The 13251-nt window shown below is 63.7% G+C and carries 12 protein-coding genes; 5 read left to right on the plus strand and 7 right to left on the minus strand.

Features of this window, described 5'->3' with window-relative positions; genetic code table 11:
• Positions 1-60: 60 nt before the first annotated feature.
• On the plus strand, positions 61-1215 hold the full coding sequence (locus tag ACDC67_RS09065; protein ID WP_376692459.1) for an ankyrin repeat domain-containing protein: 1155 nt from the start codon (positions 61-63) through the stop codon (positions 1213-1215).
• A 282-nt stretch (positions 1216-1497) separates the two neighbouring features.
• On the opposite strand, the gene ACDC67_RS09070 is transcribed toward ACDC67_RS09065, so the two are convergent.
• Positions 1498-2868 (minus strand): hypothetical protein, encoded by a 1371-nt coding sequence (locus ACDC67_RS09070; protein WP_376692460.1) that lies wholly within the window; start codon positions 2866-2868, stop codon positions 1498-1500.
• A 170-nt stretch (positions 2869-3038) separates the two neighbouring features.
• On the opposite strand from ACDC67_RS09070, the gene ACDC67_RS09075 reads away from it, so the two are divergent.
• Both ACDC67_RS09075 and ACDC67_RS09080 read left to right on the plus strand, forming a co-directional pair.
• Complete coding sequence (locus ACDC67_RS09075) at positions 3039-4835, plus strand: acyl-CoA dehydrogenase (protein WP_376692462.1); 1797 nt, start codon at positions 3039-3041, stop codon at positions 4833-4835.
• Positions 4836-5103: 268 nt separating this feature from the next.
• The gene (locus tag ACDC67_RS09080) at positions 5104-5559 is read left to right on the plus strand and encodes a hypothetical protein (RefSeq protein WP_376692464.1); all 456 of its coding nucleotides are present in this window, start codon (positions 5104-5106) and stop codon (positions 5557-5559) included.
• Between the two features lie 188 nt (positions 5560-5747).
• Here the strand turns inward: ACDC67_RS09080 and ACDC67_RS09085 are convergent, their stop codons facing one another.
• Positions 5748-6629: a hypothetical protein gene (locus tag ACDC67_RS09085; protein ID WP_376692465.1), complete on the minus strand. Its 882-nt coding sequence runs from the start codon at positions 6627-6629 to the stop codon at positions 5748-5750.
• A gap of 150 nt (positions 6630-6779) precedes the next feature.
• Between ACDC67_RS09085 and ACDC67_RS09090 the strand changes: the two genes are divergently transcribed.
• The gene (locus tag ACDC67_RS09090) at positions 6780-7274 is read left to right on the plus strand and encodes a hypothetical protein (protein ID WP_376692466.1); all 495 of its coding nucleotides are present in this window, start codon (positions 6780-6782) and stop codon (positions 7272-7274) included.
• 42 nt (positions 7275-7316) lie between these two features.
• Here the strand turns inward: ACDC67_RS09090 and ACDC67_RS09095 are convergent, their stop codons facing one another.
• A complete protein-coding gene (locus tag ACDC67_RS09095; protein ID WP_376692467.1) occupies positions 7317-9044 on the minus strand; it encodes a collagen-like triple helix repeat-containing protein in 1728 nt (575 codons plus the stop codon).
• A gap of 155 nt (positions 9045-9199) precedes the next feature.
• On the opposite strand from ACDC67_RS09095, the gene ACDC67_RS09100 reads away from it, so the two are divergent.
• Positions 9200-9502: a 2OG-Fe(II) oxygenase gene (locus tag ACDC67_RS09100; RefSeq protein ID WP_376692468.1), complete on the plus strand. Its 303-nt coding sequence runs from the start codon at positions 9200-9202 to the stop codon at positions 9500-9502.
• Between the two features lie 71 nt (positions 9503-9573).
• Here ACDC67_RS09100 and hflC read toward each other — a convergent pair whose 3' ends face one another.
• The 4 genes from hflC to ACDC67_RS09120 all read right to left on the minus strand — a co-directional run bounded on the left by hflC (position 9574) and on the right by ACDC67_RS09120 (position 13226).
• Positions 9574-10515 (minus strand): protease modulator HflC, encoded by a 942-nt coding sequence (hflC, locus tag ACDC67_RS09105; protein ID WP_376692470.1) that lies wholly within the window; start codon positions 10513-10515, stop codon positions 9574-9576.
• Positions 10512-11558, minus strand: a complete 1047-nt coding sequence (gene hflK / locus ACDC67_RS09110; protein ID WP_376692472.1) for an FtsH protease activity modulator HflK — start codon at positions 11556-11558, stop codon at positions 10512-10514. Before hflK ends, hflC begins: the two co-directional genes overlap by 4 nt.
• Positions 11559-11677: 119 nt before the next feature.
• Complete coding sequence (locus tag ACDC67_RS09115; protein ID WP_376692474.1) at positions 11678-12565, minus strand: hypothetical protein; 888 nt, start codon at positions 12563-12565, stop codon at positions 11678-11680.
• Positions 12566-12656: 91 nt separating this feature from the next.
• Positions 12657-13226, minus strand: coding sequence for a DUF1415 domain-containing protein (locus ACDC67_RS09120; protein ID WP_376692475.1), 570 nt, complete (start codon positions 13224-13226; stop codon positions 12657-12659).
• Positions 13227-13251 lie beyond the last annotated feature (25 nt).

A 13251-nucleotide genomic window follows, 5' to 3' on the forward strand; every position in this document is an offset into this window, starting at 1 on the left:
CGATGCTGTGTCGATGGCAGTATGCAGGCTGTACCGAGAAACGAGAGGAAACCCAAGCGAATGGATGCCGCAATCAAGGTGATTCAGGGCGTGGCTTTCGGCCAGGTCGAATTGATTCGACAGGCACACGAAGAAGGAGTCGACCTGGATGACGAACTGCCGGATTTCGATGGGCGCACGCCACTGACCGAAGCCATCCTCGGGGGCATGGGCGAGCCGGAAGCCGTCCGTGCCCTGATCGAGCTGGGCGCCGACGCCAGCCGCCCCGACGGTCGGGGCTGCACGCCCTGGCTGGCCTGCATTTCGCGAGCCGATGACCGCGTGGTAGCCGAGGAGATGGCCGAGATTGGGGAGATTCTCGAACAGGCCGGTGCCTCCAGGGAACAACAGGGCGTGTTCGATCTATGGGACATGGCGCGCCGGGGCGACGTCGATGGCGTTCGAGCCTTGCTGGAAGCCGGTCAGAGTCCGGTCTCCAGGGAGCTGTGTCCGCTCGGAGCGGCCGTGGGGGCAGGCCATTTGGAAGTCGCAGAGTTGCTGCTTGAACGCGGCGCGCCGCCCGACGGCGCCGATGTGCAGGACCACGGCACAAGCTGCCTCATGGCGGCCGCCGACAAGGGCCGATTCGACCTGGTCCGGCTGCTGGTGCGCCATGGCGCCGATCTCGATCGCAGCCAGCCGCCGGAGCCCGACTGGACCGCCGCGCGCATCGCCCGTGAAGCCGGCCACGACGACATTGCCGACTGGCTGGTCGAGCAGGGCGCCGAGCCGGCCCAGGGCGGCATTCCACCCGAGGCGCGCGAAGGCGGCCCCAAGACCAAGTACGCGGCTCTTTACCAGTGCGGCGTCGACGGCACCAACCACGATCTCGACACCAACGCCATTGTCGAGCGGCTGATGCAGTGGGACGAGCGATTCGGCATCCACCTGGTGGATGTCCGCACGGATGGAAGTTTCACCGTCCAGTTCGATCGCCTGGACGAGGATGTCGAACCCTTCGCGCGCGAAATCTACGAGTTCTGCCCCGACATCGTCGACCAGGGATTCGGAGAGATGAACGAAGCGGCCGAGCAGTTCGAGAGTTCGGGTCGCGGCCTGCCGGACGACATGAAGCAGTTGCTTGGCGGACTCGATCCGGATGACGAGGATTTCGGCCTGAAAGTGCTCGGTCGCTGGCTGCTACAGCATCGCGCCGTAGGGCTCTGGTGGGATTGAGGTAGTGGGCCATGCGGCTAATTAGGTAACACTCAGCCGCCGCACAAGCGCTGTGGCAGGGCAGGCGTAGCCGCACGGCGACTTTCGCGAAGCGAATGAAGCCTTGCGAGCGCAGCCGTTGCCCGTGTTCCGCTCGCTTGAATTGGCGATGGCCAGTCCTGCGCTCGCGCGCCTTGCCCACAACGCTTGTGCGACGGCTGAGTGTTACCTAATTAGCCGCATGGCCCACTAGCAGGCCGGATCAGCATCCGGCAAGCCCGGGCGGGCCTTCGTGTCGCCGCCTCAGGAGCCTTCGTACACTTCCACTTCCCGGATTTCCTCACGCGCGAGCGGCCGGATGTAGAAGCCGCCGGTGCTCTCGACGCGAATGTGGATGTGGTCGGGGTCGACATCGGCCAGCCGGCCGGAATGCTGATCGCCGGACTCCATGCGGACGCGAAGCCGCTTGTCGCGGTGCGACTCGAGTGCGCCGGGATCGATAGTGATCCACTGCCGGAGGGGCTGGTCCGGCGTTTGTTCCGGTGTGTCGGCATCGGCGCCGTCTGTCGTGGTTGCCGTTTGCACATCTTCTGATTCGGGCGCCGCCGCTTCGTCTTCATCACGGGCCGGCTGCTCCGGGGAGGCGATCGGTGCAGAAGACTGTTCGAGAACGCTGATGTCCAGTGGTTGCGGGTCGCCGTAGTTGACGACCAGGCGAACCTTCATGCGGTCGAGCAGTTCGGAAATGGCGTAGTGCTCGATCCGCTCGATGGACACGCTGTGTTCAGCGTCGGTGCTGACGCTGAATTGCTGTGGATCTTCGAGGAAGGATTCGTATGCAGCCACCGTATCCGGGCCGGGTTCGGCATTGAAGCGCGACCATGCCTGCTCCCAGGCTTCGAGGTGATGAGCGATGTATTCCGGTTTGGTCATCGACATTTCGTCGGCGCAGAATGCCAGCATGCGCTCGTAGAACCCGAGGTCTTCGTATTCCAGCGAGAACGAGCCCAGGCGCGTATTTTGCATCGAGCCGGCCAGCTCACTCGCGGTCAGCGAGGCCGACTGCAGGTCGAAGGTTGCCTCCAGGAAGATCGCGCTGGCCTCGTGAGTGCGCGCGTTGACGAACAGGCGAAGGCGGTCGCCGTTGTCGAGCAATTGGTACCGAGCCTCGACGTCGGCGCGGATGTCGAAATAATCCATCTGCAACAGGTCGTTCGAGTCGAACTGCGTGCGCCCGTCGCAGCCCGCGGCGTTGAACAGGACGCCCGAGGCTCCCATTGGCGAGTTGCTGCCCGAGGCCTGGCGGGCCATGGTTGCAAGCTCGCCGTCGAGCGGGAACTGCAGGTTGTCGACGCGCAGGCTCAGCGTTTCGGGAATCTGGCCGCGTTCGAGATTGCTCTCGAGTGTGAGCAGCGCCAGCAGGTTGGCGGTCTGCAGCGAGATCTGGCCGACGTCGATCCCGCCTCGCCCCTGGTGGAGACGAAATGACAGGTCGTTGATGTTGATCGCGCCGCCCGGCGACAGCCGCACGTTGTCGTAGGAGAGCGTGCCGAACATGCTGAGCCCACTGGCCATGCGGTCGAGCTGGTCGCGAATCTGGCCGGTGTAGTACCAGTTGGCGCCGACGAGCACCACGACCAGGCCAATAACGATGAACAGCAGCAACCGCTTCATGAGCTTCCCCGGGAATGATTGAACGCTTGAATCGAAGGCCCGAGGATAGCGGAGAATGAGCGTCGAGGAAAACCGGTAAGATCGAGCCCTGACATCCCGACGGTCGGTGCTGATCATCACTGAGCACTTCGGGAGTGTCCGGACTTTATGACTGACACGGGAGATTGTTCATGACCGAAGCGCTGCTCGACCGGCGGGATCTCGAGTTCCAGCTCTACGAGGTGCTGGATACGGCAGGGCTATGCGAGCGGGAGCGGTTCCGCGAGCACGATCGCGATACCTTCGACGCGGTGATCGAATCGGCCGATCGCCTCGCGCGCGAGAAGTTCGCACCGCACAATGCGTTGGCCGACCGCGAGGAGCCGCGCTTTATCGACGGGCAGGTCGAGATGCGGCCCGAGGTCAAGGAAGCGATCGACGCCTATGCCGAGGCCGGTTTCATCGCCGGGCGCTACGACGAGGCCCTCGGCGGCATGCAGTTGCCCGAAAGCGTCATGACCGCCTGCAGCGGCTTTTTCGTCGCCGCCAATCCCGGCACCGCCGGCTACCCCTTCCTGACCATGGCGGCGGCCAACGTGATCCGGCTGTTCGGGTCCGAGTCGCAGCGCTCAACTTACCTTTCGCCGATGCTCGAGGGCCGGTTTACCGGCACCATGGCGCTGACCGAACCCCAGGCCGGCTCGTCGCTGGCCGACCTGACCACCTCGGCCACGCCCACCGAGAACGGGCACTACCTGATCCGGGGCGCCAAGCTCTACATTTCAGGCGGTGAACACGAGCTGGCCGACAATATCGTCCACCTGGTGCTCGCCCGCATTGAGGGCGCGCCCGCCGGCGTGAAGGGCATTTCGATGTTCATTGTTCCCAAGTACCGCCTCGACGTGGACGGGAACCCGGCCGAACGCAACGGGATTGCCCTGGCCGGGCTGATTCACAAGCTCGGCTACCGCGGAACCACGTCCACCGCCCTGAGCTTCGGCGATGATGCGCCGTGCCACGGGTACCTGGTGGGAGAGCCGCACCAGGGCCTGAAGTACATGTTCCAGATGATGAACGAGGCGCGCCTGGGCGTCGGTTTCGGTGCGACGGCCATCGGCTATCGCGGCTACCTGCACAGCCTGGGCTACGCCCGGGAACGGCTCCAGGGGCGGCCGCCCTCGAACAAGGACCCGGCCAGCGCGCCGGTCCCCCTCATCGATCATGTCGACGTTCGCCGGATGCTTCTGGCGCAGAAGTCCTGGGTGGAGGGCGCGCTCGCCCTGTGCCTTTACGGCGCCAGGCTGGTCGACGACAGCCAGACCCATCCAGATCCCGATGGACGCGATCGGGCCCGGCAACTGCTTGATCTCCTCACGCCGATCATCAAGGCCTGGCCGTCGGAATACGGCACACGTGCCAACGACCTGGCCATCCAGGTCTACGGGGGTGCGGGCTACACCCGCGAGTATCCGGTCGAGCAGTGCTGGCGCGACAATCGCCTCAACCCCATCCACGAAGGCACCAACGGCATCCAGGCCCTGGACTTGCTCGGCCGCAAGGTCTGGCAGGGAAAGGGGCTCGAACTGCTCTTGGGCGCGATCAAGGCCGACATGGCGGCGGCCGCCGACGCGCAGTGCCGGCAATGGGCGCAGTCGCTGGATGAAACCGTTGAGCGACTCGGCGCGGTGACGCGCGGGCTCGGCGGCGCGCTGGGCGAGAAGGGGCCGGATGAGGTCCTGGCCAACGCCTCGGTTTATCTGCATGCATTCGGCCACGTCGCGGTGGCCTGGATGTGGCTCAGGCAGGCGAATGCTGCCGCAGCCCGGCTCGAAGCCGACATCGGCCAGGCGGATCGCAATTTCTATCTCGGCAAGATGCAGGCGGCCCGCTATTTCTTCGGCTGGGAACTGCCCGTTGTCGGCCGCGACCTCGAGATTCTCGCGCGCATGGACGACACCTGTCTTGCCATGAAGGATGAATGGTTCTGAATGCCCTTGGGCTGGCGAGGGCATTGCCACTTCGCTTGCTCGAGCAAGTGCGAACCTGCATAGCCCGCGTAGAGATCTTTAGTGCTGCCCTGTCGAAACGACGTTATGTACGGTAACTGACAGACGGCTCCACGTACCTTCGTTCCGAGTGTGGGTCAGCGAACAGAAATCTACCTGGCCACCGGCGCAGTCTCGGGAGGTGGGCGCGTGTTGGCGTCCCAAGACTAGTTCGCGAGGTAAGCGTATGAACACCACCAGGACAATGAGGATGCTCACTGCATTGCCGGCACTGTTGCTGGCCACGGCCGTTTTGGCACAGAACTCAACGCAGGTGTTTCCTGAGGAGACCGTCTCGCCGGACACTTGTAAAACGCTTTCCTGGAACGGGAAGATGGCCCGTCATCATGCACGTATGATCAATGCCTGCCAGGAGGTCGTTTCAGTCAATGGTGAACGATGGGCACGATTCACTGCCGAGTTCGTTCGACTCGGTGCCAGGGGGAAGGCGATATTCAACGTGCGTGATCATCGCGGTCGCTTCGTCAAGCAGATCAGGGTCGCGCCGCAGGCAGGTCAGGTTGCCATCATCGACGGACGTCCGATTGCATTCGGCCGACTTTCGAAGAGCCACCGGGTCAGCCTGTATGTACCCGAAAGCGAGATTGGTGCCGCACTGACTCCCTGTACATCCGAGGCAGTCGTGGTTACGCAGGTCGTCGAGTAACGACGTAGCAGTACCCGTTCAATAATCTCCTCAACCCGCAGCCCGAAGCCCTTTGCTTCGGGCTGCATCTGCGCCAGGGGGCTGCCGGAGCGTCGTTGGTGATCTGGAATGAGAGGCCCCGGAGCTGGATGCGTCGATCCACACGCCCGCGCTGACCCTCATCGAAGCAGCCGCGCCGGCCGCAGGCATCAATTCTCCACGGACCCTTCCGGCAGTTTGTAGGTCACGAACTGAAACTTTCCCTGAACCAGATTGCCGGACTCATCGTAGAGGTACACGTACATTCGATTAAGCCCGCTGCCCAACCTGGTCCGGACCACGTCGAGTTCGGTAATCGTCACCGAAGTGACGTACTCGTCGAAGTAGTAAGGCTCTCCTGAGATACTGATCTCGTAGCGCTCACTGTTCTCGTTCCAGGTCACGTTGCTGACGTTCACGGCGTTTTCGACGCTGCCGTCGGAATTGATCGATCCCTTGGCGATGGGGCCGGCCGTCCGTTGAGGGGTTTGATCGTTGAAGGCCAGTTCTTCGCCGACGTCAAGCTGTCCGGTAACTTCGTGGTTGCCGTCGGTGACCGCGTCTCCGGCAAATACGGCGACGGAGTTGTCGAGGGACCATACGGCGGGTTCGAATTCGTCAATCGCGCACTGCCAGTCCGTTCCGTTCCACTTGGGCACTTCCCCGGAATTGCAGGACAGCTCGGTCAGGACATCCGGCGCGTCGAGGGCGAACTGGGCTACCGGCGCCGTTGCGACGGGCTGGCGTTCGTCCAGCGGGGTGCCGTCGACCCGGATCTCCAGCCAGCGCTCGCCGCCGTCGAAGGCGCCCGGTCCGAAATCCAGGTCGACTCGAAACAGCCCGTCAACCACGGGATGCCCCAGGAACTCCTGTGTGGCGCCGATCTGCTGTCCCGCGTCGGCATCGTCAAAGAGGCGAATGTCGAGGTTGACCGTACCATCGTGCGGCGTGCCGTTGTTCTGAAGCTGGCCCTGGTAGGTAATGGTCGTGTCTGAAGCGCTCGCGGGCAGTGCGAGGACGGCCGACAGCAGCAGGATTGCAATGAAACGCATATGAAATTGGCTCCGTGGATTGGGTGACTGGCCACCTGAACGTAGGGGAAGCGGAGAATCTGCCACCGGATTTCTGCTTTCCCTAGAGTCAGCGCTCTAGAAAACGCCGCTAGCTTGATCTGCACGGCCATTCGTGAAGGGAGTTCGAGCATGGATCGATTGATCAAGGCGCTTTTTGTCCTTTCCATCGGTTCCTGGTATTCCCTACTGGCCGCTCAAGACACGGTCGAATTGCCGCAGGACACAGTCCACATAGCCGACTTCGGGCTGGAGACGCAGATTCCATCGGCGCTCGACATGGTCGGGCCCGAGGAGAGTCCGGCCGCCCGGAATCGCGCTTCGCTGGTTCAGCGCATGCGGTGCTGGATCGACGGGGTCGAAAGTTGCCCGGCTGCGGACCGGAACGATCCACGCGTTCGCGAAATCCGCCGTTTCCTCACGCAGGGGCCGCTCGATCGCGATGCTAGCGTCGTCGTCCACTTCCCCGACCAATCCCGTATCGAAGTGCGACTCCAGCGCGCTTCCGATCTGGATCCGAATGACTGGGACGCTAGTGTCTACGAGCCGGTCGTCCAGCCGGAGACCGCCCAAGGGCCGGCATTGCCGGCCGTTCCGCTACTTCCGGCCCATCTCCCGGGCCTATAGCGCGAGCGTTTCGGCGACGCGCCTGGGTGAGCGGCGTTCCGTTCAACGTCGTCGGAAATAGGGCGCGCACAATGCATTGGCGCAGTCGAGAACCTCGAGCGACTGATCGTCGGTGTTGCTGTAGGCGATGATCGGTCGACCGTCCGGTCGCAGGCTGATGGCGCTGGACTGGGCCGGGTTGCCGCCGAACTCGTTGATGGTATGGCGCTCCGAGCACGAGGTGTTGTCGCATTGGGTCAAGCTCAGCCCGCCGGCGCTCGAGCTCGTGACCTGGGGCAGGGCCCGGGCGCCCATGGCCATAGCGTCGAGACGACTGCCCGAGAGCGTGGCGTTGGATTCCTGCCCGGCGCAGTTGGTCGTGCAAGTCAGCAGAAATGAACCTGGAGACGGATTGCCCCGGGTGTAAAAAACCTGGGGTTGACCCAGCCGGTTGAGCGTGATGTTCGTCGACTCCACCTGATCGCCGAGAGCGAGGAAGTCGGTGATCGAGACCGAACTGCAGTCCGGTTGGTTGCAGCGAGCGACCAACATTGCTCCGCTATCGTCGACAAAGCTGATCAGCGGGGTGCCCTGGCCACCGGGCGAGGGGGCGATGACCATGGAAGAGTACTTGCCTGAAGAGTAGATGCTGGAACTGCTCGCCACCGAACAATCCGGGAAGATGCAGTAGGTCACGATGAGCTCGCCGCCGCCCCGATGGCTGATGAGCGGCAGGCCTTCAGGGCCGACGATCAGGGATATGCCGTTGTCACTACCGATGCCCCCGGCAAGCGTCTGAACGTCTCCGGTCGAACACGCGGCATCTGCACACATCATTACTTGCAATGTGTTGTTGGCCGAGTTGACCCAGGCGATGATCGGCAGGCCGTCGGCGCCGATGGTCACATCGTGATCGCGGGTAGCGTCGGTTGCTGCCAGCGTTGAAACGGTCGCGGCAGAACAGTTCGGGTCGCCGCAGACCGCCAGCTTGACTTGGCCCTCGCCGGGATGGTGATAAACGATGAGCGGATGGCCATCCGGCCCAACCGTGATGACCGGATAGGTGCCCTGGGAATCGATCTGCCGAATGGCGTTGTCGCGCGGGGCGCGGTGGTCGATCAAGCCAGCGGGGCCGCGCGGACCGGCATCGCCCTGAGGCCCGGGGTCGCCCTGAGGCCCGGGGTCGCCCTGAGGGCCAGCGTCGCCCTGCGGCCCGGGATCGCCCTGCGGCCCCGGAGCGCCTTGCGGGCCTTCGGGTCCGATCAACTCGTTGATCTCGGTCACCAGCACGCCGTCGGGAAGTCGAAGGCCCGCTCCGGCCTGGATGATGCCGGCGACGTGCAGCGTGTCCTCGGGGCTGGATGTGCCGATGCCGACTGCGCCGTCCAGGTAAACGGCCTGGTTGCCGACCTGGCCCCAGATCAGCTCGACTTCCGGCGGGTTCAGAACACTGAGGGCCACCGGTGCCGGCGTGACGCGCTGGCGGGTCGCCAGGTCCTGATCGTCAACGCTGATCTGCAGAAATCGCTCTCCGCCGGAAAACGCGTCGCTGCCGAAATCCAGGGTGACCTGGAACAGGCCATCGACGACTTCGACGGAGCTTCGGATCTCGGTTTCACCAACCTGGCTACCGCCGCTGGAGGCGTCATAGAGGCGAAACTCCAGATCGACCTCGCCGTCGAAGGAACCGCCGGCATTCTGTAGCTGGCCCTGGTAGGTAAAGCTGCCGGCGGCCGCAGCCAGGCCGGCTGCCGCGGCAAATGCGACAGCGATCAGAAGTCGGAACAACATCGGGATTCCCCTTTTTGCTGGTGTGTGGGTCGCGCCGAAGCGGTCGGGACCGCTGCGCACTGGTGGTGATGAACTCCCAGGTGGGCCAGCTTTAAATCAGCCGGCCTGTCGTTCAGAATGGGAGGCCCATTTGCTTGTGAGCGAAACCGAACGCAATGCCTGGAAAGGTCAAGAACCGGATTCTGTTCCAGTCAAAACGCCTGAATGTCTACCTGGTCCGCTATTCGGCGGGCCACGAGATTGTCCCTCACGTGGACATGGTATCCGAGGGGCGGCTGTACAAGCTCAACTTCGTTCTGGTCAAACCCGGGGACGGGGGCGAGTTCATCTGCGAGAAGAACATTTTCAACCTGTTCGGGCGAGTGATCCTGTTTCGCCCCGACCTCTACCGGCACCGGGTTTCGAAGATCGAACGCGGCCGCCGCTGGCTGCTCAGCTTCGCCCTGACTCCGAACTGATTGTTGGCCAATCCTGCCCGAGAAACACTCGCCTTCCCCCGCGGCGGGGGAAGGCGGGGCGGCAACCCGGCCTACTGCACCTGTGACGCTTCGAGATAGCGGAAGAAGTCGGAATCGGCTTTTAGCATGATGGTCGCGTTGGGCCCGAGCGCCCGGTAGCTCTCCAGCGTACGGAAGAACGAGTAGAACTCCGGCTCGGCGCCAAAGGCCTCGCCGTAGATCCGGGTGGCTTCGGCATCGGCCTCACCGCGAATCTCCTCGGCCTCGCGTTCGGCTTCGGAGCGGATACGGCGAAGATCGCGTTCCATGTTGCCGAGGATTTCCTGGCTGCGGCCCTGGCCCTCGGAGCGGAAGCGTTCGGCGATCGACTGGCGTTCGGCGATCATCCGGTTTTCGACCTGCTTGCGCACCGAGTTGATGTAGTTGACCCGTTTGACGCGCACGTCATCGAGTTCGATGCCCAGGGTGGGCATGGAATCGCGGGCCCGTTCGAGGATCTCGGTCTCCAGCAGTTCGCGCCCGAGCTTGGGCTGCTTCTCGAGGTTGATGTCGCCGCGGTCGGCCATTGCCGGGTCGGCCAGGTCGTCGACATCGACTTCCCAGTCCTTGGAGCGCACGATTTCCTCCAGCTCGGTCGACGACACCATGTCGCGCACCACCGAGTCGACGATATCGTCGAGGCGGGTCCGGGCGCCGGCTTCGTCGCGCACGCTGGTCAAGAACAGCAGCGGATCGGCGATGCGCCAGCGCGCCGTGGTGTCGACCAGGATGAACTCCCGGCCCAGCGTCGGAATCTGCGTGACGTCGCCGTCCCAGACCAGCAGTCGTTTGTCGAAGCGACGCACGTTCTGCCAGGGAAGCTTCATCTTCAGCCCCGGCTCGCTGATCACATCACCCATGGGTTCGCCGAACTGGACGATGATGGCCTGTTCGGCCTCGTCGACGGTGTAGAACACGAAATTGCTGCCGGCGATCACGATGATCGCGGCGATCGCGATGAAGATCATCTTCATTGGTCACCTCCGGTGCGCCGCGCTGCGTCGCGATTGACATCGAGCAATGGCAGCGGTGAGATCTGACCGTCCTGGACGACCAGGACCTGTCCGATGTTGGGCAGTACCTCGTTGAGCGTTTCCAGGTACAGCCTGGAACGGGTGACCTCGGGTGCCTGGAGGTATTCGTTCAACACCGCCGAGAAGCGCGTGCTTTCGCCCATCGCCCGGTTGATGCGCTCGGTGGCGTAGCCCTCGGCTTCCGCCACGGTACGAAGCGCCGCGCCCTCGGCGTTGGGGATCTCCTGGTTGACGCGTTTTTGCGCCTCGTTGATCATGCGTTCGCGTTCCTGCCGGGCTTCGTTGACCTCGTTGAAGGCCGGCTGCACCGCCGGCGGCGGGACGACGTCCTGCATTTCGACCGTGTTGATCCGGATGCCGGAGTCATAGCCATCCATGATTTCCTGGATTTCTACCTGCGCCTTCTGCTGGATCTCGACGCGCCCGATCGTGAGCACTTCGGAGCCGAGCATGTTGCCGACGATCCGGCGCATCACCGACTCGGAAATATCGCGCAGCGTGCGCGTGGGCTCGCGCATCTCGTAGAGAAACTGGATCGGGTCGGCGATCCGGTACTGCACCACCCACTCGACGTCGATCATGTTCAAGTCGCCGGTGAGCATCAGCGATTCGGCCTCGAAATCCTGGCTGCTGTATGTTGAGCGCCCGCCCTGGCGCGTGCCCTGGGTGCGGAAACCGAACTCCTGCTTGAGCACGCGCTCGGTGGCCACGCGCTGAACCTGGTCGATGCCGAAGGGGATCTTGAAGTGCAGGCCCGGATCGGTAATGCCGATGACCGCGCCGAAGCGTTTGATTACCGCCCGCTCTTCGGGCTGGACGGTGTAGAAGGCGCTGAACGCACCCCAGATCAAGGCGATCACGATGGCGATGCCGATTATGATCTTGCCCGACGGCCCGCCACCGCCGGTGAACTTTTCCAATATGGCGGTCAGATCGGGCGGCCCTTGCTGGCCGCCGCCACTGGATTTGACGGATTGAATCATGATGGTCTGCTCCCTGAGACTGATCTCGCCAGTGTAACTGGCTTCATCCCTTCAATCGCTTCGGAATCGACTCCGGGCTGCCCGTCGCCTGATGGTGTCGGATTCGTCCGCGATGTCGGTCAGTCCGGTTCGGCAGACTTTGAAGCCGCCGACGGCTCGGCTGCGCCGCTGAATACCGGTCCCGCGACGTCTTCGCGCGTCCAGCCGCGATCGATGTCCCGACCGGTGATGTGCCAGTCGTGGGCGTCGATGCGGATGGGGCCGCGCACCCGCTCCTCGAAAGCGTTCGGGAACCAGTAGCCGCCGTGTTCCGTGTAGTCCGAGAACGTGGTGTCGACGTGGGCGTTGCGCGTGGTTTCGAAGCCGTTGAGCGTGATGTGCACGCGAAACAGGCGGTGGCTGTCGGGGTCGATCCAGGCAACCACCTGGTCGCGCTCGGCCTGACCGAAACCGGGTTCGATGGTAAACAGCAGCCGCGGATAGGGCCGACCGTCCTCGCGGCCGGCGCTCAGGCGTGTCATACCGGTGCCGCGGCGGGCCAGGAAGGAGGGGCCGAAGTGGAACAGTTCGAAGGCGTCGGTCGTCATCGCGGTCGCGGCCAGCACGTCCGGGTCTTCGACGGGCTCGCCGTCGTACCAGACCTTGATATCCGCGCCCTGGCGCCAAACCGTCTTCGTGCCCGCCGGACCCTGGTGGCGGACCACGTAGAGATTCTCCGACGGGCGGTAGCGTTCCTCGGCCGAAACCCGGTAGTCGGCGTCGCTGACCAGCGGCTGGATGCGCTGGATCAGCGAATACCACTGGCCGGTCATGGCCAGGTTGAAGTCGCGCGCCTCCGCCGACAGATCGCCGCCGTGGGCCTGCATCAGGCGCTCGAACCACTGTTCGGCGCTCAGTTCGTCGTCGAAGCGGAGATTCTCGCGCGGCTGCGGGAAACTTGCGCAGCCGGAAACGAGCACGATCAGGGCGAGCAGGCTCGCGATTGCCGAAGGCCGACAGCGCAACATTGGCGATTTCCTTTGTAGTAGGACCCGAGTGTAGCGCCCTGTTGTCAATAACGGAGCAAGACGACCGGCGAATCGCGAAGCGCGTGCTCTATTACGACCGGTCCTTCCTCGGGCGCGCCATCAGTTCCTGCCAGCCGTCCATGCCCAGGGTCCGCAGCGTCTCGATATTGCGCTCGAAAATCACCCCTGGATCGGGCATGTTCGCGGTGGCCGCCTCGATGCTCGCTTCGCGCAGCAGGTGCAGCATGGGGTGGGGCGATCGATTGCTGCAGTTGGCCGGGTCGTCCGGCTCGCTGTCGGCGAACTGGTAGTCGGGATGGAAACTGGCAACCTGGATCTGTCCGTCCAGGGCGAGTTCCTCAAGCAGCCGGTCGGCGAGGTCGAGGAAGTCGTTGTAGTCCAGAAAGTCGCCCAGCACACGGGGGTGAACCAGCAGCGTGGTTTCGCAGGTGGCCGGATCGGAAGCCTGCAACGCCAGCAATTCGTCGACCAGGTCCCGGGCCAGTTGTTGGCGGCCGGTTGCCTCGCTGACCCTGATCCGAACCCGGCCCTGGCGCCAGGGCGAGCCGGCGAACGGGCACAGTTTCAGCCCGATCACGATATTCTCGAGCCACTGGCGCGTGGCCTCGGCGACCCGTTCGTTCTCCGGTGACATCGTCATGACTGCATTCTAGGGCAATCCACCA

Source organism: Wenzhouxiangella indolica (genome assembly GCF_042310355.1).
Taxonomy (GTDB): Bacteria; Pseudomonadota; Gammaproteobacteria; order Xanthomonadales; family Wenzhouxiangellaceae; genus Wenzhouxiangella.

Bases quoted from the DNA above. Each gene is read 5' to 3' on its own strand.
- ACDC67_RS09065 (WP_376692459.1), top strand. From the start codon at position 61: ATGGATGCCGCAATCAAGGTGATTCAGGGCGTGGCTTTCGGCCAGGTC.
- ACDC67_RS09070 (WP_376692460.1), bottom strand. From the start codon at position 2,868: ATGAAGCGGTTGCTGCTGTTCATCGTTATTGGCCTGGTCGTGGTGCTC.
- ACDC67_RS09075 (WP_376692462.1), top strand. From the start codon at position 3,039: ATGACCGAAGCGCTGCTCGACCGGCGGGATCTCGAGTTCCAGCTCTAC.
- ACDC67_RS09080 (WP_376692464.1), top strand. From the start codon at position 5,104: ATGCTCACTGCATTGCCGGCACTGTTGCTGGCCACGGCCGTTTTGGCA.
- ACDC67_RS09085 (WP_376692465.1), bottom strand. From the start codon at position 6,629: ATGCGTTTCATTGCAATCCTGCTGCTGTCGGCCGTCCTCGCACTGCCC.
- ACDC67_RS09090 (WP_376692466.1), top strand. From the start codon at position 6,780: ATGGATCGATTGATCAAGGCGCTTTTTGTCCTTTCCATCGGTTCCTGG.
- ACDC67_RS09095 (WP_376692467.1), bottom strand. From the start codon at position 9,044: ATGTTGTTCCGACTTCTGATCGCTGTCGCATTTGCCGCGGCAGCCGGC.
- ACDC67_RS09100 (WP_376692468.1), top strand. From the start codon at position 9,200: ATGCCTGGAAAGGTCAAGAACCGGATTCTGTTCCAGTCAAAACGCCTG.
- hflC (WP_376692470.1), bottom strand. From the start codon at position 10,515: ATGAAGATGATCTTCATCGCGATCGCCGCGATCATCGTGATCGCCGGC.
- hflK (WP_376692472.1), bottom strand. From the start codon at position 11,558: ATGATTCAATCCGTCAAATCCAGTGGCGGCGGCCAGCAAGGGCCGCCC.
- ACDC67_RS09115 (WP_376692474.1), bottom strand. From the start codon at position 12,565: ATGTTGCGCTGTCGGCCTTCGGCAATCGCGAGCCTGCTCGCCCTGATC.
- ACDC67_RS09120 (WP_376692475.1), bottom strand. From the start codon at position 13,226: ATGACGATGTCACCGGAGAACGAACGGGTCGCCGAGGCCACGCGCCAG.